The sequence below is a fragment of the Reyranella sp. genome (assembly GCF_050185545.1).
In the GTDB taxonomy this organism is placed as follows: Bacteria; Pseudomonadota; Alphaproteobacteria; order Reyranellales; family Reyranellaceae; genus Reyranella.
Map to the genome: position 1 here is coordinate 1 of NZ_JBFWZI010000103.1, position 26,731 is coordinate 26,731.

27 protein-coding genes and 2 riboswitches are annotated in these 26,731 nt (G+C 67.8%); of the genes, 11 read left to right on the plus strand and 16 right to left on the minus strand.

All coding sequences use genetic code 11. The features are described from left to right. From AB7O82_RS23585 to AB7O82_RS23605, 5 genes are all read right to left on the minus strand, one after another. Positions 1-1,301, minus strand: a 1,301-nt coding sequence (locus AB7O82_RS23585) for a flavin monoamine oxidase family protein (protein WP_428620294.1), incomplete at its 3' end; no start/stop codon positions are given. 478 nt (positions 1,302-1,779) lie between these two features. Next, complete coding sequence (locus AB7O82_RS23590; RefSeq protein ID WP_428550369.1) at positions 1,780-2,391, minus strand: cysteine dioxygenase; 612 nt, start codon at positions 2,389-2,391, stop codon at positions 1,780-1,782. After that, positions 2,388-3,539: a CaiB/BaiF CoA transferase family protein gene (locus AB7O82_RS23595; RefSeq protein ID WP_428550371.1), complete on the minus strand. Its 1,152-nt coding sequence runs from the start codon at positions 3,537-3,539 to the stop codon at positions 2,388-2,390. The genes AB7O82_RS23590 and AB7O82_RS23595 overlap by 4 nt, the downstream gene beginning before the upstream one ends. A gap of 13 nt (positions 3,540-3,552) precedes the next feature. Continuing rightward, positions 3,553-3,957 carry a type II toxin-antitoxin system VapC family toxin gene (locus AB7O82_RS23600; protein WP_428550374.1) on the minus strand — a complete coding sequence of 135 codons (405 nt, stop codon included), beginning with the start codon at positions 3,955-3,957 and terminating at the stop codon, positions 3,553-3,555. Next, positions 3,851-4,213 carry a type II toxin-antitoxin system Phd/YefM family antitoxin gene (locus AB7O82_RS23605; RefSeq protein ID WP_428550376.1) on the minus strand — a complete coding sequence of 121 codons (363 nt, stop codon included), beginning with the start codon at positions 4,211-4,213 and terminating at the stop codon, positions 3,851-3,853. Before AB7O82_RS23605 ends, AB7O82_RS23600 begins: the two co-directional genes overlap by 107 nt. 200 nt (positions 4,214-4,413) lie before the next feature. Between AB7O82_RS23605 and AB7O82_RS23610 the strand changes: the two genes are divergently transcribed. Continuing rightward, complete coding sequence (locus AB7O82_RS23610; RefSeq protein ID WP_428550379.1) at positions 4,414-4,914, plus strand: sterol desaturase family protein; 501 nt, start codon at positions 4,414-4,416, stop codon at positions 4,912-4,914. 77 nt (positions 4,915-4,991) lie between these two features. On the opposite strand, the gene AB7O82_RS23615 is transcribed toward AB7O82_RS23610, so the two are convergent. After that, on the minus strand, positions 4,992-6,881 hold the full coding sequence (locus tag AB7O82_RS23615; protein WP_428550382.1) for a lytic transglycosylase domain-containing protein: 1,890 nt from the start codon (positions 6,879-6,881) through the stop codon (positions 4,992-4,994). Between the two features lie 83 nt (positions 6,882-6,964). Between AB7O82_RS23615 and AB7O82_RS23620 the strand changes: the two genes are divergently transcribed. The 6 genes from AB7O82_RS23620 (at position 6,965) to AB7O82_RS23645 (ending at position 11,870) form a co-directional block, all read left to right on the plus strand. After that, positions 6,965-9,166: a rhodanese-like domain-containing protein gene (locus AB7O82_RS23620; protein ID WP_428550384.1), complete on the plus strand. Its 2,202-nt coding sequence runs from the start codon at positions 6,965-6,967 to the stop codon at positions 9,164-9,166. A gap of 313 nt (positions 9,167-9,479) precedes the next feature. Next, on the plus strand, positions 9,480-9,716 hold the full coding sequence (locus AB7O82_RS23625; protein WP_428550387.1) for an AtpZ/AtpI family protein: 237 nt from the start codon (positions 9,480-9,482) through the stop codon (positions 9,714-9,716). A 36-nt stretch (positions 9,717-9,752) separates the two neighbouring features. Continuing rightward, positions 9,753-10,481, plus strand: a complete 729-nt coding sequence (locus AB7O82_RS23630; protein ID WP_428550390.1) for a F0F1 ATP synthase subunit A — start codon at positions 9,753-9,755, stop codon at positions 10,479-10,481. Positions 10,482-10,507: 26 nt separating this feature from the next. Then, complete coding sequence (locus AB7O82_RS23635) at positions 10,508-10,735, plus strand: F0F1 ATP synthase subunit C (protein WP_147156091.1); 228 nt, start codon at positions 10,508-10,510, stop codon at positions 10,733-10,735. A gap of 29 nt (positions 10,736-10,764) precedes the next feature. Further along, positions 10,765-11,343, plus strand: a complete 579-nt coding sequence (locus AB7O82_RS23640) for a hypothetical protein (RefSeq protein WP_428550392.1) — start codon at positions 10,765-10,767, stop codon at positions 11,341-11,343. Beyond that, positions 11,340-11,870, plus strand: a complete 531-nt coding sequence (locus AB7O82_RS23645; protein ID WP_428550395.1) for an ATP F0F1 synthase subunit B — start codon at positions 11,340-11,342, stop codon at positions 11,868-11,870. The genes AB7O82_RS23640 and AB7O82_RS23645 overlap by 4 nt, the downstream gene beginning before the upstream one ends. 274 nt (positions 11,871-12,144) lie before the next feature. Here AB7O82_RS23645 and AB7O82_RS23650 read toward each other — a convergent pair whose 3' ends face one another. The 9 genes from AB7O82_RS23650 to AB7O82_RS23690 all read right to left on the minus strand — a co-directional run bounded on the left by AB7O82_RS23650 (position 12,145) and on the right by AB7O82_RS23690 (position 21,751). Further along, positions 12,145-12,966 carry a CmcJ/NvfI family oxidoreductase gene (locus AB7O82_RS23650; RefSeq protein ID WP_428550397.1) on the minus strand — a complete coding sequence of 274 codons (822 nt, stop codon included), beginning with the start codon at positions 12,964-12,966 and terminating at the stop codon, positions 12,145-12,147. An 817-nt stretch (positions 12,967-13,783) separates the two neighbouring features. Next, positions 13,784-14,824, minus strand: a complete 1,041-nt coding sequence (locus tag AB7O82_RS23655) for a TIGR03617 family F420-dependent LLM class oxidoreductase (protein WP_428620296.1) — start codon at positions 14,822-14,824, stop codon at positions 13,784-13,786. A 361-nt stretch (positions 14,825-15,185) separates the two neighbouring features. Next, positions 15,186-15,878 carry a dienelactone hydrolase family protein gene (locus AB7O82_RS23660; protein ID WP_428620297.1) on the minus strand — a complete coding sequence of 231 codons (693 nt, stop codon included), beginning with the start codon at positions 15,876-15,878 and terminating at the stop codon, positions 15,186-15,188. Positions 15,879-16,118: 240 nt separating this feature from the next. Next, positions 16,119-17,717 carry an aminomethyl-transferring glycine dehydrogenase subunit GcvPB gene (gene gcvPB, locus AB7O82_RS23665; RefSeq protein WP_428551520.1) on the minus strand — a complete coding sequence of 533 codons (1,599 nt, stop codon included), beginning with the start codon at positions 17,715-17,717 and terminating at the stop codon, positions 16,119-16,121. Beyond that, positions 17,717-19,063, minus strand: coding sequence for an aminomethyl-transferring glycine dehydrogenase subunit GcvPA (gene gcvPA, locus AB7O82_RS23670; protein ID WP_428551523.1), 1,347 nt, complete (start codon positions 19,061-19,063; stop codon positions 17,717-17,719). The genes gcvPB and gcvPA overlap by 1 nt, the downstream gene beginning before the upstream one ends. Before the next feature lie 10 nt (positions 19,064-19,073). Beyond that, positions 19,074-19,451 (minus strand): glycine cleavage system protein GcvH, encoded by a 378-nt coding sequence (gene gcvH, locus AB7O82_RS23675; RefSeq protein WP_428551525.1) that lies wholly within the window; start codon positions 19,449-19,451, stop codon positions 19,074-19,076. A 9-nt stretch (positions 19,452-19,460) separates the two neighbouring features. Then, positions 19,461-20,582, minus strand: a complete 1,122-nt coding sequence (gcvT, locus tag AB7O82_RS23680; RefSeq protein ID WP_428620298.1) for a glycine cleavage system aminomethyltransferase GcvT — start codon at positions 20,580-20,582, stop codon at positions 19,461-19,463. 77 nt (positions 20,583-20,659) lie between these two features. After that, positions 20,660-20,752: riboswitch (glycine riboswitch) on the minus strand. A gap of 3 nt (positions 20,753-20,755) precedes the next feature. Then, positions 20,756-20,848, minus strand: a riboswitch (glycine riboswitch). Positions 20,849-20,989: 141 nt separating this feature from the next. Next, on the minus strand, positions 20,990-21,484 hold the full coding sequence (locus tag AB7O82_RS23685) for a type II toxin-antitoxin system YhaV family toxin (protein ID WP_428620300.1): 495 nt from the start codon (positions 21,482-21,484) through the stop codon (positions 20,990-20,992). A gap of 3 nt (positions 21,485-21,487) precedes the next feature. Then, entirely contained in the window at positions 21,488-21,751 is a 264-nt protein-coding gene (locus AB7O82_RS23690; RefSeq protein WP_428620302.1) for a type II toxin-antitoxin system PrlF family antitoxin, read from the minus strand. Positions 21,752-22,016: 265 nt separating this feature from the next. On the opposite strand from AB7O82_RS23690, the gene AB7O82_RS23695 reads away from it, so the two are divergent. Further along, a complete protein-coding gene (locus AB7O82_RS23695; protein WP_428620303.1) occupies positions 22,017-22,592 on the plus strand; it encodes a TetR/AcrR family transcriptional regulator in 576 nt (191 codons plus the stop codon). A gap of 178 nt (positions 22,593-22,770) precedes the next feature. After that, positions 22,771-23,769, plus strand: a complete 999-nt coding sequence (locus tag AB7O82_RS23700; RefSeq protein WP_428551535.1) for a hypothetical protein — start codon at positions 22,771-22,773, stop codon at positions 23,767-23,769. A 183-nt stretch (positions 23,770-23,952) separates the two neighbouring features. Here the strand turns inward: AB7O82_RS23700 and AB7O82_RS23705 are convergent, their stop codons facing one another. Beyond that, on the minus strand, positions 23,953-25,296 hold the full coding sequence (locus tag AB7O82_RS23705; protein ID WP_428551537.1) for a (Fe-S)-binding protein: 1,344 nt from the start codon (positions 25,294-25,296) through the stop codon (positions 23,953-23,955). Between the two features lie 337 nt (positions 25,297-25,633). Here AB7O82_RS23705 and AB7O82_RS23710 point away from each other — a divergent pair, with 337 nt between their 5' ends. After that, on the plus strand, positions 25,634-25,951 hold the full coding sequence (locus tag AB7O82_RS23710) for an NIPSNAP family protein (RefSeq protein ID WP_428551540.1): 318 nt from the start codon (positions 25,634-25,636) through the stop codon (positions 25,949-25,951). Positions 25,952-26,018: 67 nt separating this feature from the next. Next, positions 26,019-26,731: sugar phosphate isomerase/epimerase family protein (locus AB7O82_RS23715; RefSeq protein ID WP_428620304.1), on the plus strand; the 713-nt coding region annotated here is incomplete at its 3' end.

Below are 26,731 nucleotides of genomic sequence, written 5' to 3' on the forward strand. Positions count from 1 at the left end.
AGAAGCGTCGTCTGGTAGCCCGGCGGATAGTAGGCGTAGCTCCCGAGCGACCAGGGATTGTGCTGCCAGGCGTCCTTGATCATCAATCCGGTCCAGACCTTGTCCAGCCCCGGCACGATCGGGGCGAGGTCGCGCATGACGACGGCAGCGAGGCTGACCGAATCCGTCCTGCCGGCGTTGATCGCCTGCGTTCCACCCGAGAAGAAGTTGAGGATGCCCCGCTCGCCCGCCTGGCCGCGGCTCACCTCCCAGGTCGTCTGGAAGGCACTGGACGCCACGCGCATCTCGCCGTTGCAGCCGGCCTCCAGCCAGAACCGGCGCGAGAACTGGAGCTGGAACTTGGTCGACACGCCCATCGGCAGCACCGCGATCGCCTGGTTCTTCAACGGCCGGAACCCGGCCTGCCGGCAGTCCACGCGTGCACGCATCACCGAGAAGGGAATGGCCAGGACCACGCGGTCGTAGACAACGTCGCGCACGCCGTTCTCGCGCCTGAAGCTCAGCCGGACCTTGCCGTCCGGCAGCGCCGTGACCGCCACGAGCGCGTTCGCCGTGCGCACGTCGTCGCCGAGCGACTTCGCGAGCAGCCGCGGGATCTGGTCGTTGCCGCCGCGGACATGAAAGCGCTGATCGCTTTCCGCGTTGTAGAGATCGAACTGGCGACGCGGGTTGTCGGCAAGCACAGGAATGAGGTTGAGAGCGCTCTGCTGGCCGGCATCGGCGCCGTTTTCCTCGGTGAAGGCGGTTTCGATCAGCTGGCCGAACTGCCCGGCGCGACCGCCTTTGACATGGGCGTCGATCCATTGGGCAATGGTCATGGCGTCGAAGCGGCGCGCCGCCGCACTGGCGCCGCGGTAGCTGAACTCGCCGATCGCGGCGTCCTGCGCCTGCACCTCGCGATAGAGCGGTTCCCACTCGCGCGATGCGGCGGCAAGATCGTAGGGCCTGCCGTCGAGGACGAACATCGAGCGGGTGTCGCGCGGCGTCGCCTTCAGCACGTCGTCGAGCACGAGGCCCAGCTCGCCCGCGAGCGCGCGGATCTCCCTGTGCTCGCTGTCGATGAACTCGCCGCCATGCTCGGCGATCTGGCCGTCACTGAACAGGCCGCGCGCCGAATAGCATCGCCCGCCAATGCGCGTGCTGCCTTCGTAGACGTCCGGCACGAGCCCCGCCTTGCGAAGCTCCCGGGCCGCCGTCAGGCCGGCGAGCCCCGCCCCGACGACGGCGACCCGCGCCGTCGCGGCCAGGCCGGTGAGCGGCAGCGCCGATGCAAGCGCGAGACCCGACGCGCCGCGCAGCACGGCGCGACGCCCGATTGCCCTGGATCCCGGTGGAGGCTCGACTCGCCGCGAGCGATCTGCTGCAGCCCTCTCCCGCGACAGGTTCAGGAGCATGCTCAGCAACGGGGTGCGGGCCATCACGGATTCCCAGGCTCGGGCCGATCGTGGGCGCGATCCTATACGGGCGGATTCTCGCCACGCAATTGCCCGACGCGCACATCACAGCGCGCCGCCTTCTTACTTTTTCCGCTCCGACATCAGCGTGCCGCTGGCTGGGTCGACGAAATGGAACCCGCGGCACGCCAGGCACTCGATGGCAACGTAGCGGGTACCCTCCTGGGTAACCGGTTCGTCGCCATTGTCTTTTGCCTGGACGCGAAGGCCGGTATTTGGACAACGAAAAAGGAAGGGAGCACCCATGGACAAACAGAACAGACCCGGCACTTCCCCCGCCTTGATCCAGATCAATGCCGTCGATACTGGCGACCGCCCTTGGGGCTCAGCCGGCCGCCCGTACCTCGGCCGAGCGGTCCCACAGGTTGGGAACGTCGCGGTTGGTATAGCCCGAGACGAACAGCTTGGGCTGGCCCGACGGCACGTCGAACGTATGCCGGCGCACCGCGCCGATGTTGCCGCCATAGACGTGGACGCTGATCGAGCCTTGGTCCTTGAGCGCATTGGTGACTTGGTGGATGTCGCCGTCGGCCGGGCGCAGCACCTCGACGTCGCCGGGCGCAAGCCTGGTCAAGGTCCCGGGCGCCAGTGCGCCGGTCGCCGGGTCGGGAACGAAGCGCAGCGAGGTCTCCGAGCCGCGCAGCATGCCGACCAGGCCCCACATCTGGTGATCGTGCACCGGCGTTGCGGCCCCCGGCCCCCAGACGAAGCTCACCACGCAGAATCGCTCGAAGGGATCGCACCACAGGAGGTTCTGCGCGTAGCCGTGCGAGGGAACGCGCGCGGCCTGTTCGGGCAGCCAGTCGTCGTGGCTCACCAGCTCGCCCAGGAGCCGGGCGCCGACATCGACGATCGCGCCCTCGTCGCGGTCCTGCCAGGCGCCGCCGACGAGTGAGGTCATGTCGCCGATGAAGCGACGCAGGCGCTCGATCGTCATTCGGCGGCCTTTCGCCCGGCGAGCGACCCGAAGACCGCCTCGGTGTCGGCGCCGAGCGCCGGCGGCTCGCGCCGCTTGGCGAGATCGGTGCCGCTGATCCTTACCGGCGTGCCGAAGGTCCGGCTCCTGACGCCCGATGGCAATTCCATCTCCTCGATCCAGCCCATGTGCTCCACCTGGGGGTCGGCGAGGATCTCACTATAGCTGTTGATGCGGCCGCGCGGCACTCCCGCCTTCTCGAAAGCCGTGAGCCAGTGATCGACACCCTCGCGGGCGAACTCCGCCTCGAGGATGTCCTTCAGGGCCACCTGGTTCTGGGCGCGCGACAAGGTCGTGGTGAAACGCGGGTCGGTCAGCAGGTCGGGCCGGCCGACCACCTGGGTCACCGCCTCCCACAGCTTGTTGTTGCCGGCGGCAATGACGAAATGGCCGTCGCCGGCGCGGAACGCCTGGTACGGGGCGTTGCGCGGATGGGCGGAGCCGAGCTTCACCGGATCGCGGCCATTGCCGAAATACTCGCTGGTCTGCAGGGCGGCGATGCCGAGGCTGGCGCCCAGCATGGAGACGTCGATGTGGCCGCCCTCGCCGCCGCCGGCGACGCGGCGCAGCAGCGAGACGATCGAAAAGGCGCCGTACAGGCCGGCGCTGAAATCCGACACCGGCACGCCGCACTTCACCGGCGCGCCGCCGGGCTCGCCGGTGACGCTCATGATGCCGCTCATCGCCTGCACGGTGACGTCGAAGCCGCCCTCGCCCGAGCGCGGCCCGGTCTGCCCGAAGGCCGAGATCGAGCAGTAGACCAGGCCGGGCTTCTCGCCCCGAAACGATCCCCAGCCCAGGCCCAGCCGGTCCATCACGCCCGGCCGGTTGTTCTCCACCAGCACGTCGGCCGACAGCACCAGCCGGCGCGCCGCCGCCTTGTGCACCGGGTTCTTGAGATCGAGCACCACCGAGCGCTTGTTGCGATTGAGCGAGGCGAAGTTCTCGCTGAAGCCCTCGCGGATCGGCGGCCACTGGCGCAGCATGTCGCCCTCGGGCGGCTCGATCTTGATTACCTCGGCGCCCATGTCTGCGAGCAGCAGCCCACAGAACGGCCCCGCCGCGACCTGGCAGAACTCGACGACCTTGACGCCTGCAAGCGGTAGCACGGTTATTCTCTCCTCAACGACGGGCATCCTGGCGCTGCATGCTGCCCGGCCAATCGAGTATCCGCCGATCGGCCGTCGATAGTAGTGCACCTTCGACGATGGCCGTCGCAACGATGATACGATCGATCGGATCGCCATGCAGCTCGCCGAGCTGAGCAGCGCGCAGGGCAATATCAGCCGACACGGGAATTTCCTGGACATCGAGCGTGATCAACCTCGCGCGCCATGCGGACACGCTCTCGGGACCGGCGATGCAACGACGCCTTGCCAATTGGCCGAGCGCGAAAAATACGATGGTCGAGACGGCGATCTCACTTGACGCGAGGGCGGCGTCGCAGCTGCGCTTTGTCCGGTTTCCGAGCTCGGGAAAGTCCTCTGTCAGCCACACGATCGTGTGCGTATCGAGCAGGAGGGTCATCGAACTGCCCGGTGATGTTGCGCCATTCGCGATCCTCGTCGTACTCCTCGTCGAGCGGACCGACGACGTCGCCGAGGATCCTGAACGTCCCCCTGGTCGCGCCGAGCAGAGTCTTGGGCCTCTCGCGCACGGGAACGATCTGCACCTTCGCCTTGCCGCGCTTGTTGACAGTGATGGGCTCGCCGCTTTCGGCGACCTCGTCGATCAGGGCCAGGCACCGCGCCTTGAAGGCCGCAGCGTTGATCTTCCTTTCCATGACGAAGCTGCTCCAATGTGACCATAAATATGGCCACTTCCAAAGCGGCCGGTCAACGAAGCCTCCAGGCAGCCGCAGGGCATTCGTAAATTCGACGACCTTGACCCGCTCCGCCGGGCACCCCACTTCGATGGTGGAGCGATCTGCAGCGTCGGAGGACGCTGCGGCCCTACAACCGACCACCGACGCAGGATGGCGCCATGCTCGACGGCACAGTGGCTTTTGTCGGTGCCGCACTCGCTGCGATCACCTTCGGCACATTCGCCGAATACTTCGTCCATCGCGCGATGCATTGGGGCCTGCTCTACCCCGAAGGCCATCGCTGGCACCACGCGAGCAACGACCCCCGCACATTCCTGCGTGACGTCCTCGATTACGGCATGGGCGCCGCGGCGCTGAGCTGGATCGGATTCCTCGTGTCGCCGACGATCGGCTTGGGATGGATGGCGGGTGCACTCGCCTACACCCTGCTCGCCTCCTACGCCCATCAGCTGCAGCACGCCAATCCCGACCTCGTGTTCTGGATGAAGCGTCCCGTCCACCGCCTCCACCATGACGCCGGCTACGTCGGCGCGAACTTCGGCATCCTCGTCGACTGGTGGGATCGGCTGTTCGGGAGCTACGTGCCGATCGAGCGGCAGCGCACGCTGCCGGCGCGCGGCGTTCTGCTCAAGGCCTACCTCGCGATCCCGTGGCGGTGAACGGCCCGGCCGGTCGAGCGAACGCGCTCGCTCAACCGAACGAGGCAATCACCACCATTGTAACGTCCGAACTGTATTTAGCGCCCCGTGTCCTGCGGCGTGTAGCGCGGCCATTCGTGGGCGGCGATCTGGTCGAGTGAGGGCGTCGGCTGGCCGAGGCGGATCTGGTACATCCAGTAGTTGGTCAGCACGCGCTGCACGAAGTCGCGGGTCTCGTTGAGCGGGATCGAGGCGATGTAGAGCATCGGATCCTGCGAGGCGTTGAGCGAGGCGTCCCAGCGATAGACGTTGCCGATGCCGCCGTTGTAGCTCGCGGTGGTGCGCACCAGGTTGTTGTCGACCTCGCCCAGCAGCACGCCGATATAGGATTGCCCCAGCGCCACGTTGGTCGAGGGATCCCAGAAGTTCGAGCCGGCGAGCTCGGGCGCGTACCGCCTGCTCACCTGGTGGGCGGTCGCCGGCATCAGCTGCATGAGGCCCATAGCGCCGACATAGGACCGCGCCTTGGGATTGTACGCCGATTCCTGGCGCATGAAGCCCCACACCAGGGCGCGGTCGACCGAGTAGCCGCCGGTCGGCTGCCACGGCGGCATCGGGAACATCGCGCCGTCGTAGCCCTTGATGTTGTGCCGCTGGTCCCAGTTGGCGTTGCCGACGCGCGCCGACAGGCCCGGCATCGAGGCCTTCAGGGCGACCGCCATCACTGCCTCGATGAAACGCGGATCGGCGTCGATCGAGGCGGCGTACAGCTCGCGCTCGGCTGCGGTCGCGGCACCGAGCTGCATCAGCGCCATCGCCCGCCGGCCGGCGCGATCGTTGACCAGCATGTCGGCCTTGCTGCGATCGAGCGGCGGCACGTTCCAGTCGGGATCGATGCGCATGCCGAGCGTCCTCGCCGCCACCAGGCCGTGGAAGGTCGTGCGATGCAGCGCCGCGCGCTTGAGATAGGGCGCGAACTTGTGCGGGTTGCCGGCCAGCAGGTTGGCGCGCGCCGCCCAGAACGAGCCGGCGGCCAGCGTCCACGACGAGGCCTGGTCGGGGGCGGCGTCGGCGACCGCCTCGAAGCGGCGCACCGCCTCGCTCATGTCGCCGCGAACGAAGCCCGACAGGCCGGCCGTCCAGTTGGCATCGGGCGGCATGGCATAGTCGATCGGCACCTGCACGCCACGCTGCGGGTCGGCCTCGAGCGCGCGGGTGCGGATGCGGCCGCGCCACAGCTCGACTTCCTGGGGGCCAAGCGCCGCGGCTGTCGATTTCTGGTCGAGCAAAGCGAAGCCCGCGTTGAAGCCGCCACTGTCGACCATGTGCTGCAGCCGGCCGCGCAGCTCGGCGGCGCGGCCGCCGTCGGTGCCGTTCACCGTGCGCGCTGCGGCGAAGGTCGGCGAGGGCTGCGCCTGGGAGATGAAGCTCGACGGCGTCAGGTCGGACGCGCCACCGGGCCGGCGCGCCAGCGCGAGCTTGTAAACCGCGGGCGCGTCGGGATGGTCGTTGTATTCCTGCAGCCAGGCCGCGAGCTGGTCGTAGGTCGCGGTGTAGCCGGTGCCGAGCAGGCGCTGGGCCATGACATAGCCCATCAGCACCTTGTCCTTGAGGCCGGCGATCTCGGCATCGGCCTGGCCGAACTGCCCGGCGGCCTGGGCCTGGAAGATGCGGCGGTAGCGCTCGCGCGTGTCGGCATCGAGCACGGTCGGCAGGTCGGCGACGGCAGTGATCTCGTCGAGCTCGATCACCGGCGGCGGCGGCACGAAGACCGGGCGGCGCGGAATGATCGTGGGATGCACGCGCCCCTTCACCGGCGGACGGATTGCAGGAGGACGGGCGGAACTCGTTGCGGCCGCCGGCTTGGCGGCGGCTGCGGGCTTGGCCGGTGGCTTCGTCGAGGTCTGCGCCCCTGCGGGCCGGGTCAGGGCAGAGGCAGCCATCAGCGTCGCTGCTCCCAGCAGGACGACCGGAACGATATGCTTCATGCTCTACCGTAGTTCGACTTGCCGTCGAACGACAAGCGCTGGATCATTGAATTCACGCTATCGAGGGGCGAACGGAGGAGCCAATGAACCTGCATCAGGAGCGGGCCGCGGCGGTGCGGCAGCTGGTCGCTCGAGCGCGCAAGATCGAGGCGGAAGGCGTGAGTTACGCCACCTTGGACAAGATCGGCGGCCTGCTGGCCGAACTCGCGTCGCGCGCAGAGCTGTTCCCGCAGGCCGAGTTCCCGCTTGGGCCCGACGGCGGCATTTATCGCCTGAGCGAGGATCCCGACCATCGCTTCGCGCTCTATGCCTCGGCCGGCGGCGCCGGCAAGAAGGTGCCGCCGCACAACCACACGACCTGGGCGATCATCGCCGGCGTGCACGGCGCCGAGCGCAACGTCGTCTACGAGCGCCTCGACAATGGTGCCGAGGCAGGCGTGGTGAAGCTGCGCGAGGCGCCGTCCAAGGAAAAAACTCTCAGGCGCGGCGACGTGATCAGCTACCTGCCCGACGACTTCCATCACATCGAGACGCCGGCCGGCACCGGCGACGCGCTGCATCTGCACTTCTATGGCCTCAGCCTCGAGCACCTGCCCGACCGCGTCTCGGTCGACATGGCGAGCGGCGCGGCCCGGCGCTTCATGGCCAGGGCCAGGATCCTGACGCCCCTGGTGACGGTGCAGCAGGTCAAGGCGATGCTGAAATCGGGCGAGGTCTTCGCCTTCTTCGACGTGCGCGAGGAGGGCCAGTTCTCGCAGGAGGGCCATCCGCTGTTCGCCACGCCCTTGCCGTTGTCGCGCCTGGAGCCGCGGGCACTCGCCCTGCTGCCCGATCCGAACACGCGCATCGTGCTGATGGACAGCGGCGAGGAGAGCCACGATCCGCAGTGGGCCGGCCGCGCCAACCGCGCCGCCGCCCGGCTGTCGCAGATGGGCTACACCGACATCGCGGTGATGAAGGGCGGCCTCAGGGCGTGGCGCGACGCGGGCTACGAGGTCTTCACCGGCGTCAACGTGCCCAGCAAGGCGTTCGGCGAAGTGGTCGAGCACGAGAACGACACGCCGCGCATCGACGCCGCCGACTTGCAGAAACTGATCGATGCGAAAACCGACCTGGTGATCCTCGATTCGCGGCCGATGCCGGAGTTCAACAACATGTCGATCCCCGGCGGCATCGACTGCCCCGGCGCCGAGCTGGTCTATCGCGTCAAGGATCTGGCGCCCAACCCACAGACTCTGGTGGTGGTGAACTGCGCCGGCCGCACGCGCTCGATCATCGGCGCCCAGTCGCTGATCAATGCCGGCCTGCCCAACAAGGTGATCGCGCTCAAGAACGGCACCATGGGCTGGCACCTCGCCGGCCTCGAGGTGGCGCGCGGCGAGACCCGGAGTTTCGGCCCGCAGGGACCGGAAGCGGCCAAGTTCGCGCAAGACGCGGCAGCCACGCTCGCCGGGCGGATGAAAATCAGGAAGATCGACAAGTCCGGGCTCGCCAGGCTCGAGGCGCGCGGCGGTCCGCTGCATCGCCTCGACGTGCGCGATCCGGCGGAGTATGCGCAGGGCCATCTCAAGGGCTTCCGCCATGCCGCGGGCGGCCAGCTCGTGCAGGCGACCGACCAGTATGTCGGGGCGCGCAACGCCACCATCGTCCTGCACGACAATGACGGCGTGCGCGCCACGCTGACCGCACACTGGCTGCTGCAGATGGGCTGGGCCGAGACCTACATCCTCGACCACAAGCCGGCGGCCGGCGAGCTCACGACCGAGGCCGAGCCGCGCTTCCCGGCGAGCTTCGCGCCGCCCAGGCCCAACACCGTCTCCGCGGCGGCGTTGAACGGCGCCCTGTCCTCGACCCTGGTGATCGACCTCGACACCAGCCTGCGCTACCGCGACGGCCACGTGCCCGGCTCCTGGTTCGCCGTGCGCGCCAACCTCGCGGCGACCGTGCCCACCATGCTGGCCAAGCAGGCCGGCGTCAGCCGGATCGTGCTGGTCTCGCCGGACGGCGAGTTCGCGGCCTTCGCCGCCTCCGAGGTCGAGGCGGTCGCCGGCGGCCTGCCGGTGGCGATCCTCGATGGCGGCATGAAGGCGTGGCGTGACTCCAGGCTGCCGATGGAGACCGGCCACACAAGGATGGCCGACCCGCCGACCGACGTATGGTACCGGCCCTACGACAACAAGGAGAATGTCGAGGCCGCCATGCGCCAGTACCTCGACTGGGAGGTCGACCTGGTTCCGCAGGTCAAGCGCGACGGCGACGCGACGTTCACGGTGCTGAAGGCGTAGGCTCATTGTCTTTTGGACCGCGGGCGTCCCGCCGCTCATGAGGAAGAGCGAGCGAGGTGCTCGCGGTCCGAAAGAGCATCATCATGAGCGGGCGGGACGCCCGCGGTCCGGAAGAGCCGTAATTACCTGTCACATAAAGGAAATCCGTTTCTTGACAGAGCACCCCCCTCCACCTAGAGAGCCGGCGCGAAGCGCCGGCGGGACGCCTGATCCCGACGGCGATCGGCGGCGGGTCGAAGACATCGACCGCCGGCTGAAGGAAGCGCGGGGGACGGTCGAAAAGCCGCGGCTGAGCAGCGGTCAGAGCAGCGGAATGTCGCACCGCCAGACTGGCGTTGCCTATCGTGTGCTGGTCGATATGATCGCGGGCCTTTTGGTCGGAGGCTTTCTCGGCTATTGGCTCGACCGCTGGTTGGGTTGGGCGCCATACGCGCTGGTGACGGGTCTCGTGTTGGGCTTCGTCGCCGGCGTCAACAATGCCTGGCGCGCCATCCGGCAGTACTCGAAGGAGGCAGCCGGGGGCGACGATGGGGGCCCGCGACTGCCCTGAGGCGGCTTGTAGGCGGAGATGGAAGTGGGGATTTGAATGCATAGCCCTATGGAGCAGTTCGAGATCAGAAAACTGCTCGATTTGAATCTCTTCGGCATCGACGCCTCCTTCACGAATTCAGCGACCTGGATGATCATCGCCGTGATCCTGGCGACGGCGGTGTTCGTGTGGGGCATGCGCCAGCGAGCCCTGGTGCCGGGCCGCCTGCAGTCGGTCGCCGAAATGGGCTACGAGTTCATCGCCGGCATGGTGCGCGACAACGTAGGCGATGGCGGCAAGAAGTATTTCCCGTTCATCCTGACGCTCTTCATCTTCATCCTGTTCTGCAACGTCTTGGGCATGGTGCCCTACTCATTCACGCCGACCAGCCATATCGTCGTCACCTTCGCCATGGCGGCCTTCGTGTTCGTCGGCGTGACCATCATCGGGTTCGCCCGGCACGGCATGCATTTCCTGTCGCTCTTCGTGCCAAAGGGCGTGCCGTTCGTGCTGCTGCTGCTGCTGGTGCCGATCGAGATCATCTCGTATTTCATCCGCCCCTTCAGCCTGTCGATCCGGCTGTTCGCCAACATGCTGGCCGGCCACACCATGCTGAAGGTGTTCGGCGGTTTCGTCGTCATGCTCGGCATCATCGGCGGCTGGGCGCCGCTCGCCTTCATCGTCGTGTTCACCGGCCTCGAGTTGCTCATCGCGTTCCTGCAGGCCTATGTGTTCGCCATCCTGACCTGTCTCTATCTCAACGACGCCGTTCACCTCCATCACTGACATCACTGACTGAAAGGAACATTCAAATGGACGCTTCTGCAGCCAAGCTCATCGGCGCTGGCCTCGCCACGATCGCTCTCGCCGGTGTCGGCGTCGGTATCGGCAACATCTTCGGCAGCTTCGTGTCGGGTGCGCTGCGCAACCCGGAAGCCGCTCCCCGCGTGTTCGGCAACGTGCTGCTGGGCTTCGCGCTCACCGAGGCCGTCGCGCTGTTCGCGCTGGTCATCGCCTTCATGATTCTGTTCGTGTTCTGATCCAGCGTTCCGCGGTCGGACCAGCGATCATGCGTACACCTGTCTACAGCGCGCTGGCGGGCGGGCTCGTCACCTTTGCCGCGGGCGGCACCGCCGTCGCGGCGCAGGGCGGCATGCCGCAGCTCGACTACCATCTCTTCGCGCCGCAGATCGTGTGGCTGGCGATCGCTTTCGTCACCTTGTACCTGGTGATGTCACGGCTGGCCGTGCCGGCGATCTCCGACACGCTGGAGCGCCGTCAGGCCAAGATCCAGGGCGACCTCGACGCGGCCGAGAAGGCCAACGAGGACACGCGCGCCCTGGTCGCCGCCTACGAGAAGCGCCTGGCCGATTCGCGCGAGGACGCCCGCCGTCTGATGCGCGAGCAGGGCGAGGCCGACAGCAACGCGGCCAGCGCTCGCCTTCACGAGCTAAACGAGCGCCTCGGCCGCCAGATCGACGAAGCCGAGAAGCGCATCGCCAGGCAGCGCGACGACGTCATGGCCGGGCTGGAGCAGATGGCCCGCGACATCGGCCAGGACGTCTACGGCAAGCTTTCGGGCCAGGCCGCCGACGCCAATGCGCTGGCCGGCAAGGTCGCGGCGGCGATGAAGGGAGCCAACCGATGATCGGCACCGCCTGGGCAGCCGGCGCCGACGCAGAGCATGGCGGCCTGTTCTCCGATCCGGCCTTCTGGGTCGCGGTCGCCTTCGTCCTCTTCTTCGCCCTGGCCGGCAAGGTCCTGTGGCGGCGCGTCTCCGACATGCTCGACAAGCGCGCGGCGGCGATCGCCAAGGCGCTGGCCGATGCCGAGCGCCTGCGCAACGAGGCGCTGAAGGCCAAGGCCGACGCCGAGCGCACGCTGGCCCAGGCCGCCGGCGAAGGCGCCGCCATCCTCCAACAGGCCAGGGAAGAGGCCGAGCGCATGCAGGCCCGCGCCGCCGCCAGCCTCGAGACAGCGGTCGCGCTGCGCGAGCAGCAGGCGCTCGACCGCATCGCCCAGTCGGAAGCGGCCGCCACCAAGGAGGTGCGCGACACCGCCGTCGACGTCGCCCTGTCGGCGACTCGCGCGCTCCTGCGCGAGCAGGTCGGCTCGCCGAGCACGGCCAAGCAGATCGACGAGGCCATCGCCGAGCTGCCGCGCCGCCTGCACTGAGTTTTCGAGATCGAGATCGCCCGCACACAATAACCGCGGGCTACCTGCCGCCCCCGCCGCAAGGCGGGGGTTTTTCTTTGCTCTTCTCCTCCCCACGCTGTGCGTGGGGAGGTGTCCCGTCTTACGGCGACGGTGGGTCGGATCTTGGGACCGCGGGCGTCTCGCCCGCTCATGATCAAGCGCGGGCGCGACGCCCGCGGTCCCATGAGGCATGACCCTCCGCCCTGTATGACGGGACACCTCCTCAGCGAAGACGCTGGGGAGGAAAATCGGCTCAGAAGAACACCAGGCTTCTGACCTCGATGCTCTCGCGCGGCGGGGCGCCCTTGGCGAGCGGGTTGTCGAACGAGGTGTGGAAGGAGAGCCGCGCGCGGCCGTCGTCGGCGCTGTCGTGGATGCGGATCAGCAGCGCCTCGTCGGGCTGCATGTCGGAGAAGTAGTACCAGCGATGGCCGGGCTTGTACTCGACCGACGAGGTCTCGCCGCGCAGATGGGCGTAGACGAGGTCGCTCGCGATCAGGTCGTCATCGGAGAACGTGCGGGCATCGCACAGCGCCAGCGGCGAGTCCTGCACCGGGCCGCGGATCGGCCGCCACACATTGACGATGCCGAAGCGGCCCTCGAGCAGCGCCGGCGCATCGGCACCGAGATGGTCGCGCACGCGGCGCGGCGCCGAGTTGACCGTGTGGTCGTTGTGCACCCGGCGCGACGGCTCGCGGCCGCCGCTAAACGCGGCATTGCGCACCGTGTGGTCGAAGACGAAAACGCGGCTCGCGCCCAATTCGGTGCGCAGCAGCCGCTCGACCTCGGGATAGTAGGTCCGACGAACCTCGTCGTCGGAATAGAAGTCGTGAACCTGGGACGGCGCACGGACCAGCGCGAAGCCGTTGCGGTCGAGCGTGAACTCGCCCTCGCGGCCGCGTGCATCGGCGATCGCGACATCGCGCGGATCGTCGATGCCGTTCCATTGCGGCACGCCGGCTGGCGGAGCATCGACGTAACGCGTCGGCTTCTCGGCGCCGCGCTTCAGGTAGTGCAACGTCGCCGTGAGGTTCTTCTGGACCGTCGTCGGCCATGTATCGAGCGCTAGCGACATGACAGGAAACTCCTGGATTGCGATGAGAAGGACATTGGTTCGCCCGATCGACCGCACCAACGAGATTAGTTTCCGCGATCGATTACCGTTTTTCATTCGAGAGCGGCTTCAGACGCCGACGGCGCACCACTTCAGGCGGAGTAACCTCCGCCGGCAGTCGCGCGTCTTCTCATTCGCCTCCCCAGCTCCGCTGGGGAGGTGCCTGCGTCTAAAGGCGTTGGGCCGCTCCGCAGCCAAAATGCCGACGCGGACGGAGGGGTCATGAGTCACAGTCACGCTGCTCATGACCCCTCTGTCGCCGATTGCGGCGACACCTCTTATGAAAATACGCCGGGGGCGCGCCACTCCAGTGGCGCGCTCATAGGCGCTAACTTAACTTACAAAGGGACCTCACCCTGAGGAGCGGCCTGGAGGCCGCGTCTCGATTCGGGCGAAGTAACCTTCGCCCTTTGGTCGGCAACAAATCCGATGTTGCAACACCGCTATTCCAGCGATCTGGTCTGTCGCGCATCCTTCGAGACGGTCGCCACGCGACCTCCTCAGGATGAGGACTTTGCTGGACCGGCCAAAGTTCAGAACTCCTGACATAGGCCACTGCGGGAATGTCCGGCTCTGCCAGAGCGGACACGTTTGGGTCCGCAGCCTATGCCGAAGAACCTCTGATTTTGCGAGCAGAACACGTTTTCGATGCCACAAACCGGACAGGTATTGGTCCGCACCCCCACCAACGAAAACTCCAGCATTTTCGGGTGCCACAACCGCCTATGTCAGGAGTTCTGAAGTTAGCGCCTATGAGTGGCGCGCTCCCGGCAGGCAATCACGCCTGATGCTTATAGCGCGTCGGGATGCGAGCGAGGTCCTGCACGAGATCGGGCGGCAGGTCGGACGGCTTGGCCGAGTTGGCGCTGGCGCTGATCGAATCGACCAGGCCGCCGAAGCGCCGGCTGATCGCCTTCTCGAGCTGGTCGTGACGGCCAACCGCGGCGAACAGGTGCACGACGTCGTCGGAGACTTCCCTGGCCATCTCGTTCCATTGCCCGGCCCGCGTCATCGCATTGAGCTTGCGCCCGAGATCGCCCAGCCCATGCGCCTCGAAGACCGGCCAGTAAGCCGGCGTCGAGCCATAGAACGCCACGCGATAGCGTACCCAGTCGAACAGTTCGGCGACCGCGGCATCATCCTTGCCGGTGACGACGAAGCCGCCGCCCGAGATCTCGAACGACTCGCGCGTGCGCCCGCGCGCGGCGAGCCCGGCATCGAGGATCGGCATGATGCTCTCGGTGAGGTACTTGCGCGTGCAGAAGGCGTGGAGCTTCACGTCATCCGATTCTTCGGCCGCCACCTTGAGCATGGCCGGCCCCACGGCGGCGACGCCGAGGCGCGGCAACGATCCCTCGTACGGCTCGGGCACGAAGTTCGGCGTCATCAGGGTGAAGGCGTAGTGCTTGCCTTCGTAGGCGAGCTTGCCGCCGCTCTTCCAGGCATTCCAGATCGCCCGGACCGCCTGCACGTACTCGCGAATGCGCGGCGCCGGCGGGCTCCACGGCACCGAGAAGCGCCGCTCGTTGTGGGCGCGCACCTGCGAGCCCAGCCCAATCGTGACCCGACCGCCACCGTAGCTCGCCGCCAAGTCCCAGCCGATATTGGCGACCGCCATGGGCGAGCGCGCGAAGGCGATGGCGACCCCGGTGTGCAGCTCGAGGCGCTCGGTCGCGGCACCGGCCACGGCGAGCGACAGGAATGGCTCGTGCTTGTTCTCCTGGGTGCTGACACCGGTGTACCCAACTGCCTCGATCGCCCTGGCCGCCGGCCCGACCTTGCGCAGATCCTCCTGCGGCAGCGTGGTGAAGATGCGCACGTTACGTTCCTCCTCGGCGATCTTGATTCGTCGGTCGTCTGCACAATATCCTGCAGGCGCAAAGAAAAGCGACCTCTCCCAGGCGAGCCTTAAGTTGGTCCCTGCATCGCCGTATAACGGTGGCGGAGGTCATGCCTCAATGCCGGGAGCGCATCGCTCCGATGGCGCTCATGGGATGTGTAGTCAACAACAAGAGCGCCACAGGAGTGGCTCGCTGCCAGCGACGAATCTTTCGATCCTGCTCTGCCTGCTTCAGCGGGTTTCCGCCCGGCGGATTGTTCGATGGACGCCAACGCCCAGGCGATGATGCTCACGCGTGGTCTGCCCCTCCTCTTCGGCATCTCACCCGGAACTCGGCATCTCACCCGGGAACCGGCAGATATCTCGCCAGGAAGCGCTTGGCCTGCTCGAAGCTCGGTGTCGCCGCGTCCTCGGAATAGCCGGGATGTGTGCGCACTGCAAAGCCGTGGCGGGCGCCGTCGTAGAACACGAAGCTGCAGACCTTGCCGAGGCTCTGCATCCGCGCCTCCATCCGACGCATGTCCGCCATGGGCGCCCGCTCATCCTCGGTGCCGTGCAAAACCAGAATGGGAACGTTCACACCCCCGGCGAGGTCGTAAGGCTCGGCGCCTAGCTGAGCCCCGGCTGGCCGGAAGGCAAAACCATGGAAGACGACGACGACGCGGATCTCCGCATGCGCTCGGGCCGCCATGACCGCATGCACCCCGCCGCGACAGAAGCCGAAAACGGCCAGCCTCTCGAGATCGGCCTCAGCGACCGATCCAAGGAAGGACATCGCTCCCTGCAGATCGGCGTACACGGGCTCGTCCGCGGGGTCGATCCCACGAACCTTCCAGCCATGCACCAACGCGACATATCCCCACTCGGCGAGACGCTGGGCGATTTCCGTGTACCCGTCGTCCGGGCCAGCCACTCCCCGGAGAATCAACACGACCGGATGAGGCCCGGCGCGGTCCGGGATGGCCAGATATGACGGGATGGGCGTCGCGCCGTCGCCGCTCGTGAACGTCACCGACTCCAACCGCACGGTCATGACCGACCTCCCCCTTTGTGACGAACAAGCCGACACACCTGAGCTGCAGGTGCATGCTGCCACGTCGGAACGTTTGTGCGTCCTGAGCTACTGAAGCGATCCTCATGGAGGCGTTCACGACTCTTCCTTGGATCGCGGGCGTCTGGCCTGATCTTCTAATGAGCCATGAGCGGGCGAGACGCCCGCGGTCCAAATGAAGAGCATGAGCGCCACGGAGTGGCGCGCTCCCGGCAAATGCCCCTACTCCGCCGCCTGTTTCAGCGGGTCGCCGCCGGGCGGACTGTTCGACGGGCGCCAGCGCAGCACGGGCTTGCGCGCCGCCAACGTCTCGTCGAGGCGGCGGCGCGGGGCGAGGCGCGGGGCGGCCTTGAAGGCTTCCGCCTCGGTGCCGCTCTTCGCCCGCTCGGCGAGCGAGCGCAGCGCGGCGACGAAGAGATCGAGATCCTCCTTGGCCTGGCTCTCGGTCGGCTCGATCAGCAGGGCGCCGTGGACGACCAGCGGGAAGTACATCGTCATCGGATGGTAGCCCTCGTCGATCATCGCCTTGGCGAAGTCGAGCGTGCTGACACCGGTGTCCTTCAGGAAGCCGTCGTCGAACAGCGCCTCGTGCATGCACGGGCCGTCGAATGCCGGCGTCATGAGGTCCTGCAGGCGCGCCTTCACGTAGTTGGCCGACAGCACGGCGTCCTCGGCGACCTGGCGCAGCCCGTCGGCGCCGTGGCTCATGATGTAGGCCAGCGCGCGGGTGAACATGCCCATCTGCCCATGGAATGCTTTCAGCCGGCCGAGTGGTGTCCCTTGCGTGGCAGTTCCCTCCTCGGCGATGCGCCAGCCCGCGCCGTCCTTGACGACCCACGGATAGGGCGCGAACGGCGCCAGCGCCTGCGACAGCACGACCGGACCGGCGCCAGGACCGCCCCCGCCATGCGGCGTCGAGAAGGTCTTGTGCAGGTTGATGTGCATGCAGTCGACGCCGAGATCGCCCGGCCGCACGCGGCCGACGATGGCGTTGAAGTTGGCGCCGTCGCAGTAGAAGAACGCGCCGGCGGCATGCACGGCCTTGGAGATATCGATGATCTCGCTCTCGAACAGGCCGCAGGTGTTGGGGTTGGTCAGCATGATTGCCGCCACGTCGGGGCCGAGCGCCGCGGTGAGCGCCGCGAGATCGACACGGCCGCGATCGTTGGCCGGGATCGGCTTCACCGTGAAGCCGAGCGCCGCCGCCGTGGCCGGGTTGGTGCCATGCGCCGATTCCGGCGCCAGCACCACGGCGCGCTGCCTGCGCTCGCCGCGCGCTTCGAGCGCGGCGGCGATCGCCATCATGCCGCACATCTCGCCATGCGCGCCGGCCGCCGGCGACATCGCCACCGCCGGCATGCCGGTCAGCGTCTTGAGCCAGTGCGCCAGCTGGTCGATCAGCTCGAGCGCCCCCTGCACGGTCGAGACCGGCTGAAGCGGATGCAGGTCGCCGATGCCGGGCAGCCGCGCCACCTTCTCGTTGATCCTGGGATTGTGCTTCATGGTGCACGAGCCCAGCGGATAGACGCCCATGTCGATGGCGTAGTTCTTCTGACTGAGCCGCGTGTAGTGCTGCACCACCTGCGGCTCGCTCAGGCCCGGCAGGCCGATCTCGCCGATGCGGCGCAGGCCGTTCAGGCGATCCTTCACCTTGGGTGGCACGGGCAGGTCGACGCCGGTGCGGCCGGGCTGGCCTTGCTCGAAGAGCAGCTTCTCCTCGATCTGCAGCGCGCGATTGCCGGTGAAAGTCCCGGCAGCGTCCGAGGCGGCGGCGACGGGGGCGCCGCTGCGGCCCTGAGAGCGGTCGAGCGACTGGACCATCACAGCACCTCCTTCAGGCCGGCGATCAGCGGCGCCATGCCGGCTTCCGTCGCCGTCTCGGTCGCCGCCAGCAGCAGCAGGCTGTCGACCGACGGATCATTGGGAATCAGGCGCGACACCGGCACGCCCGCCAGGATGCGCTTTGCCGCCAGTGCCTCGACCACCGGCGCGGCCGGCCTGGGCAGGCGCACGGTGAACTCGTTGAAGAAGCTCTCGTTCAGCACGGTCACGCCGGGCAGCGCGGCGACGCGGTCGGCGAGTTCGCAGGCCTTGGCGTGGTTGAGCTCGGCCAGCCGGCGGAAGCCCGCCTCGCCCAGCAGGCTGAGATGGATCGTGAAGGCCAGCGCACAGAGGCCCGCGTTGGTGCAGATGTTCGACGTCGCCTTCTCGCGCCTGATGTGCTGCTCGCGCGTGCTCAGCGTCAGCACGAAGCCGCGCTTGCCGTCGGCGTCGACCGTCTCGCCGACCAGCCGGCCCGGCATCTGGCGCACGTATTTCTCGCGCGTCGCGAACAGCCCGACATAGGGACCGCCGAAGCCCAGGCCGTTGCCGATCGACTGGCCCTCGCACACCACGATGTCGGCTCCCATCGTGCCCGGCGCCTCGATCAGGCCGAGCGAGACGACCTCGGTCACCACCACGATCAGCAGCGCGCCCGCGGCCTGGCAGGCGGCGGCGAGACGCGAGAAATCGCGCACATGGCCGAAGAAGCTCGGGTTCTGCACGACCACGCAGGAGGTCTGCTTGTCGACGCCGTCAATCAGCGACTCGAGTCCTGCGGGATCGGGCGTGGCGCTTTGGATGGAAAACCCTTCCCAGCGCGCTGCCGTCTCGATGATGCCGCGATACTGCGGATGCAGCCCGCCGGAGACCAGCGCCCTGCTGCGGCGCGTGATGCGGTTGGCCATGCGCACCGCTTCGGCCGCCGCGGTCGAGCCGTCGTACATCGAGGCGTTGGCCACCTCCATGCCGGTGAGCAGAGCCACCTGGGTCTGGAATTCGAACAGGTACTGCAGCGTGCCCTGGGTGATCTCGGGCTGGTAGGGCGTGTAGGAGGTCAGGAACTCGCCGCGCTGGATCATGTAGTCGACGGCGGCCGGCACGTGATGGCGATAGGCGCCGGCGCCGATGAAGAACGGCGCCTGCGACGGCGAGACGTTGCGCGCGGCGAAGGCCTGGAAGGCGCGCTCGACCTCGAGCTCGCCCTGATGATCGGGCAGGCCGGCGATCTTGCCGGCGAGTCGCGCAGACTGCGGCACGTCCTCGAACAGCGCGTCGATCGAGCGCGCGCCGATCGCCGCCAGCATGTCGCGGCGGTCTGCTTCGGTGAGGGGCAGGTAGCGCATGGGCGGCCCCTCAGCCCAGCTTCTTCACGAAGGCGGCGTAGGCCGCCTCGTCCATCAGCCCGTCGAGCTGCGCCCTGTCGGCGATCCTGAGCTTGAAGAACCAGCCCTTGCCCATCGGCTCGGCATTGACGTCGCCGGGTGAGTCGGCGAGCGCCGCATTGGCTTCGACCACTTCACCCGAAACGGGCGCGAAGATGTCGGACGCGGCCTTGACAGATTCGACCACGGCGCACGACTCGCCTTTCTCGACCTTGCGGCCGACCTGCGGCACCTCGACGAACACCACGTCGCCCAGCTGCTGCTGGGCATAGTCGGTGATGCCGATCGTGGCGACCTCGCCGTCGAGGCGGATCCATTCGTGCTCTTCGGTGTATTTGACGCTGGCCATCGGAAGCTCCTAACCGCGGTAGTAGGCGTGTTTGACGAAAGGCATGGGCACGATCTCGGCGACGACCGGCTTGCCGCGCACCATGAGATCGACTCTCGTGCCGTTGGCGGCATGGGCCCGCGCGACGTAGCCCATGGCGACGGCGCGCCCGAGCGTCGGCGCGAAGCCGCCGGAGGTGACCTTGCCGACGACGGCACCGGACACGACGATCTCCGCGCCTTCGCGCGCGATCGCCTTGCCTTCCGGCAGCAGGCCGACCCGCCGGCGCGGCGCGCCCTCGGCGATCTGGCGCTGGACGATCGCGGCGCCGGGAAAGCCGCCCTGCTCGCGCCGTCGCTTGGCGATGCTCCACAGCAGCCCCGCCTCGTTCGGCGTCGTCGTGGTGTCGATGTCGTGGCCGTAGAGGCAGAGACCGGCTTCGAGGCGCAGCGAATCGCGCGCGCCGAGACCGATCGGCTTGACTTCGGGCTCGGCCAGCAGCTTGCGGGCGATCGGTGCGGCGGCATCGGCCGGCGTCGAGATCTCGAAGCCGTCGCCGCCGGTGTAGCCCGAGCGCGTGACGTAGCAGCGGGCGCCATCGATGATCACGAAGGCGCCGGTCATGAACTTCAGGGTCGCGACCTGCGGCGCGAAGCGCGCCAGGACGGCCGAGGCAAGCGGTCCCTGCAGCGCCAGCAGGCCGCGCGCGAACATCGGCTCGACCTCGCAGCTCGCCGCCAGGCTCCGCTGCAGGTGCGCGAGGTCGGCATGCTTGCAGGCGGCGTTGACCACCAGCAGCAAATGATCGCCGGTGCTGGTCACCATCAAATCGTCGGTGATGCCGGCCTGAGCGGTGGTGAACTGGGTATAACGCTGCTGCCCGGGCTCGAGCCCGATTATGTCGCCGGGAACGATCGCCTCCAGTGCGCGCGCGGCGTCATGGCCGGGCTTCGCGGTGAGCCGCACCTGGCCCATGTGCGAAACGTCGAACAGGCCGGCGGCGCTGCGCGTATGCGCATGCTCGGCAAGGATGCCGGTCGGATACTGGACCGGCATCTCGTAACCGGCGAACGGCACCAGGCGGGCACCCAATTCGCGATGAATGTCGTAAAGCGGCGTGCGCTCGAGGGGGCCGGCGGAACTGTCGCTCAATCAAGGTCTCCGTCGTTGTCGCGCAAACGCGACGTGGTCGCAGTGTGCGACGCAAGAGCTGCGCCGCTCGCGACCCCCTCTGTCCGGAGACCTGAAAGATTCGCCGGCTCGCTGCCGGCTTACTTCGTCGGTGGGCGCCCGGCCTGACGGCCAAACGCCACTTTCCAGAGACCCATCCTCCTGCGGTCCGTTTGCCTGAGAGTTTCCGGGGCCGGTTGCTCCTTCGGCGCCGCCCGCGAACGGACGGACTCTCCCACAGGGATCGTCTGGGTGAACAGACCATAGGAGGCCGGTCCGCCGGCGTCCACGGGGAAATCCGGTGGGACGAGGCGGATTGCCGACATCGAACGGCTTCGCGCCCGTTGCGCCCGAATCTGCCGAGAAGCTGGCGGTCCTGACAAAAATGCTCAAGTCGATCCGGCAGTGAACGTCGCCTCGGTCCGCAGCCCGACCTCCTCACTGCAAGCGGCCTTCACGAGTGAGGTCCAGTCGTCGGGCGGGTTGCCCTTGTCGAGCGTCTTGCGGAACACGGCATAGGCATCCGACTTGGCCCCATAGGTGCGCAGCGTCGTTTCGCCGTTGACCCAGGCGAAGATGATGACCTTTGCGCTGGTGCTGTAGCGGAAGAAAAGTCGGAACCGTCCGCCACCGAACTTCGCCCTGAACCAGTGTTTGCGGTCCCTGCCGAGCGCCCCACCCTGGCGGTACTCCGGTCGCGTCGGATCTTCCGGAATCGTCTCGAACACGAGCTTGCGGAGGGCAGCAAGCAGCTTCGCATTGGCGCTCTTGCGCCAGCCGCGCGGGTCCTTCCTGCGCGAGCTTTCGACCGCCGCCATCAGCTTCCCGAGCTGATCCAGAAACAGCGGATGGGCAAACAGTTCCCATCCGCGGGCGATGGCCATGGGCTAGAGTTCGATGTCGCCGTCGATCGCCTCGTCGAGATCGACGGCGATCCCCTTGGTCAACGCGGCGATCCGCTTTGCGAGCTCTGGGGAAATAGCCCTCACCCCCTCGGGGCGACGGGCGATGTCCTCGGCAAGAAACACCCGGAAGCGGTCGATAGCCGGATCATCGTGCTCGTTGTCGGCACGATGAACGGTCACGCACCGCTGCTCATCGACGCGAAAGACGATCCGGCCGCCGTAGTCGACACCGAGCGCCTGGCGCACGGACTCGGCCGCCCCTTGAAATTGAGCGAACACTCACTAATATTGTGAGCGCTCACTCATTTCGGAGAGCTGCCATGTTCATCCGTCGTGCTTTCACCAACTTCCTCGAGGTCCATAGCGAGGCCCTCGCCCCGATGTCCACGCCGGTCGACTGGACCATCGCCAACTGGACCATCGACTGGCGCTGGTTCAGCGAGCCCGCGTCGGATGACACCTTGTCCAATGAAGCCTTGAAAAGTGAGGGCTCCCTCATAAACTGGCCGTCATGGGCAAGGCTGACGAGACCAAGGCACGGGTAGAACGCGCCGCGCTGACGCTGTTCGTCGCCCGCGGCGTCGCCGAGACGACGACGCGGGAGATCGCCATGGCGGCGTCGATCGCCGAAGGGACGATCTACCGCTATTTCCCGAGCAAGGAGAAGCTGGCGCTGGATCTCTTCCTGCGCCACCACCGCGCCCTCGCCGAGGCCCTGGTCGAGGCGCACAGGCCGGCCAAGAGCCTGCGTGCCAAGATCGAGGCCATCGTCGCCTGCTACTGCGACTGGGCCGACCGCGACTGGACCCTGTTCGCCTACCATCTGCTGACCCAGCACCTGTTCCTGGCGATGGTGCCGGACGACACGCCCAACCCCGTGAACGTCGTGCGCGACGTCATCGCCCAGGCGATACGGGCAGGCGACATCCCCCGGCGCAACATCGACTTGGCGGCGGCGGCGGCGATCGGCGTGGTGATGCAGCCCGCGACCTACAAGGTGTATGGTCGCTTCACCGGGCCGCTCTCGGCCCATGTCCGCTTCTTCGCCGATGCGGCGTGGGCCGTGCTGTCCGTCAAGGAGCGATAGGAGTGGGCCCATGAGCAAGGCGTGCCTCCTCGGGCTATGTCTTCTGGCGGGCCTGCCGGCGGGGGCGCTCGCCCAGGCGGTGCAGAACGTGGCGCCGCCGTCCGGCTCTTCGACCCCCTCCGCCCCCGCACCGTCTTGGACACCCCCTGCGCTGTCCTCTCCGTCGCGGGCTGCCCCCATGCCTGCGGCTCCATCGCCGACCGCCCCTCGGGCCATTGCGCCGGCACCAGGCCTGTCCTTCCATCGCGTCAATGATCCGACCGAAGGCGCGTTCACCGTCGAGGTGCCGAGCGGCTGGCGGGTCGAAGGCGGCACAACGCGACTGTCGGCGGTCGATGTCCGCCACTCGATTCGCGTTTGGTCGCCCGACCAGCAGATATACGCCTTTCGCGGCGATTCCAGCCTGGGCATGTTCATCGTGCCGTCGCAGCTCACCGACATGGCCAACCTGCGCGAGGGTTCGGTCTATCAGGGTCCGGCCGGGTCCATGGTGATCCAGCGCTATCTGCCGGGCATCGACTTCGTCAGGACCTGGCTTGGCGGCGCGCAACGCCAGTGCTCCGGGCTGCGCATTGTCAACCAGGAGAGCTTCGACCAGGCGAGCCGGCAATTGATGGCCGACTTGAACCGCGTGTTCGGCGGCACGGCGCAGTACCGAATCGACGCCGGGGCCGTCGATTTCGCCTGCGGCGCATCGGGCAATGTCGGTTCGGTGACGGCGACGACGATGCTCACGCAGATCGTCGGCGCCGCGGCGCCGCCGTTCTGGGTCGTGCTCGATCTCGGCGGCTTCATCGCGCCGGTCGCGCGGGTGCAGGAGGCGGCCGCGGTCGCCGCCCGCCTGCAGTCGAGCTTCCGTTACGATCCCGCCTGGGCGGCCCGCCAGGAGCAGACCACTCGACAAGTGTCGGGCATCCTGCAGAGCACGCACGACTCGATCAGCCGCACGATTCTGCAGACCCACCAGCAGCGCAGCCGCACGCTCGACGGCGTCTTCGCCCGCGGCGCCGAGGCGCGCCGTGGCACCGTGACGATCGACGACCCCGCCCTGGGCCGTCGCACGATCACCAACAGCCACCGCTACTACTGGACCAACCCGCAGGGCCAGATCGTCGGCACCGACACCGATACGGCGCCCGGCCCGAACTACCGCGGGCTCAGGATCGTGACGCCGTAGGTCGGGTCATGGCTGGGAGCGCGCCACTAGCGGCGGAGTTTACTCCGCCGCTAGTGGCGCTCATGGGGTGTGTGATCAACGAGAAGAGCCATCGGAGTGGCGCGCTCCCGGCGGCTTGGCCGTTCGTCATGCTCATGAGGACCGCGGGCGTCCCGCCCGCGGTCCTCATGAGCATGACGCGCGTTACCCTTCTCTCGCCAGCGCCGCGAAGGCCTGCTCGAACGCCTCGCGCGGGCCGCCGAGGCCGGTCTCGTTGAAGATGTCGGCGGTCAGGGACTGCACAGAGGCCTCGTCGATGCGCACGCCGTTGTTGGCGAGGAAGGTGCGCGCCGCGCCGACCGCCTCGTCCATCGCGCCGCCGCGCTTGTAGAGCTGGTAGTAGTCGGGATGGCCGCCGCGGCCCAGCGCCTCGGCCAGGATGTCGGTGAAGTTCACCACGCGCAGCGGATAGATCGCCTCGGCGCCGGCGAGCGCGCGATGGCAGGAGTGGTACATGGTGACGATCGTGTCGGCGCCGGCCGCCACCGCGCCCTGCACCAGCCCGCGATGGATCGCCTGCTCGCGCTCCTTGAACTTCGCCGCCTGGCCGCCGCAGGCATAGGAGAAGCCGGAATCCTGCTCGAGCTCGATCAGCTCCAGGTTGGGCACCGCGCGCAGAAGCCTGGCGATGCTCGCCACCGTGGCGCCGATGCCGAGATGCTCGTGGATCACCACGCGCCGCTTCGGCTGCGGGGCGACGAAGCGCGCCTCGAGTGCGGGCAGGTTGGCGGCCAGGAACTCGCTGACATGGCCGAGATCGAAGCCCGGCGCCTCGACGTCCTTCTCGAGCTCGTCGAAGTTCTTGGTGCAGGTCGGGCACCAGGTCAGGACCTTCGAGGCGCCGGACTGGCCGAAGCGCTGGAAGGTGCGATGGCCGACGCGCTCGTAGGTCGTCAGATCGGCTTCCTGGAATTGGTACACGCCGCAGCAGTGCGCGGTGCCGCCGACCACGTCGAAATCGAGCTCCAGCGCGTCGAGGATGTCCATCACGTTGAGAACGATGTGCGGCGTGCGCAGCACGTTGCAGCCGGTATAGAAGAGCACGTCCGCGGTGCGCCGCTCGGCCGGCGCCAGGATGCGGCGCAACGTCTCCGACGGCAGCTGCATGCTGGCGAGCAGCCGTACCGCCTGCGCCATGTGGCGGAAGCGCCCGGCGGCATTGGTCGCGCCGACCTCGTGCGGCCGCCCGGTTTGCAGCGCCTTCAGCTTGGCGATGGTGACCCATTGGCGGACGTTGATGTCCTCGGGGCAGGCGGCGCTGCAGCGCGCGCTGCCGTCGCAGGCGCCGAGCCATTGCGACAGACCTTCCGCCGCCGGACCGCCGTCGCGCGTCAGCGCCAGCAGTTCGCCGACGCGCTCGCGCGCGCCGCCCGCATCCATGCCGGCTTCGCGCGCCGTCGGGCACACCTCGAAGCACTTGCCGCACGACGTGCAGCGATCGGCCGCCTCGGCAGCGAGAGACTCCAAGCGTTCGGCGTAGGAACTCACGTCGATTCTCCGAAGATCGAAACTGCAGGATGCGAGAAAACGGGCCGATCCGGCAGCTGTCAAGCACTCGTGACCATGCCGCCAATATGAATGCTCAAGCCCGAGCAGAATTTCTTTCGGACCGCAAGCGCTTGCCCCGAACTTGCCGACGAGCCTCGCTCGCCCTTCGGCGAGACCTGCGCGTACATGAACCGAGCCGGAAGAACGGAAACCATTCGGCTCACCCAAGGCAAGCCCTCTCAGTCCGAAGGAGCAACGAGCGATCGTACTGCGTCCGCCGAAGCACCGGCCGGAGCCAAGCCGCTAGCATGGCGCCTGTTCAGCCTGGAGGCCAACCATGACCGTCACCTGCGCCATCCGCTACGTCCTCGACCCGTTCAAGCGCGACGCCTTCGAGACCTATGCACGCAACTGGCTCACCATCATTCCAGCTTGCGGCGGCGACCTCATCGGCTATTTCATGCCGCACGAAGGCACCAACAACATCGCCCATGCGCTGATCTCGTTCGACAGCCTTGCCGCCTACGAAGCCTATCGCGCGCGGCTCAAGGGCGATCCGGCGGCAATGGCCAACTTTCGCTACGCCGAGGAGCAGCGCTGCATCCTGGTCGAGGAACGGACCTGGCTGCGGCCGGTCGAACCGCCGGCCCCGTGACCCCGCGCTCGACGCGCCGCGTCCTGGGGTGGTAAGCGATCCTCGACACCTTTCCGAGGCTGATCGCGTGATTCCTGGCGAACGGCGCGTCTCGCTCGCGCATCTCACCGTCATCGACGCCGGCCCCATCCAGCTGATCGAGGCTGCGGTCGCTGGCGGCTTCGATGCGATCGGTCTGCGCATCGTGGCGCCGACGGCGTCCGATACCATCGTGCCGGTGATCGGCGTCGAGCCGATGCTGCGCGAGATCGAGCGCCGGCTGGCCGACAGCGCGCTCTCGATCCTCGACATCGAGGCCATCTGGCTCGCGCCGCACACCGATGCCCGCGCCTTCGGCGCCATCGTCGAGACCGGGGCGCGGCTCGGCGCCCGGTTCGTGCTCGCCATCGGCAACGACCCCGAGCCGGCGCGCCAGCGCGACAACTTCGCCCGGCTCGCGGAGAGCGCCCGCGCGGTCGGCCTGCGTGCCGTGATGGAGTTCATCCCCTACTGCCGGATCGCGACTCTCGCCCAGGCGCGTGCGCTGGTGCGGGAGGCCGCCGTGCCCGGCGCGGCCGTCGTGGTCGACGCGCTGCATCTGTTCCGTTCCGGCGGCTCGGTCGCCGATCTCGCCGGCCTGACGCCGGACGATGTGCCCTACCTTCAACTCTGCGATGCCCGCGCCACGGCGCCGCCGGCCGAGGGCCTGCGCGCCGAGGCGCGCGGCGACCGGCTCTATCCCGGCGATGGCGCGCTCGACGTTCAGGGCCTGCTGCGTGCCCTGCCCGCCTCGCTGCCGAT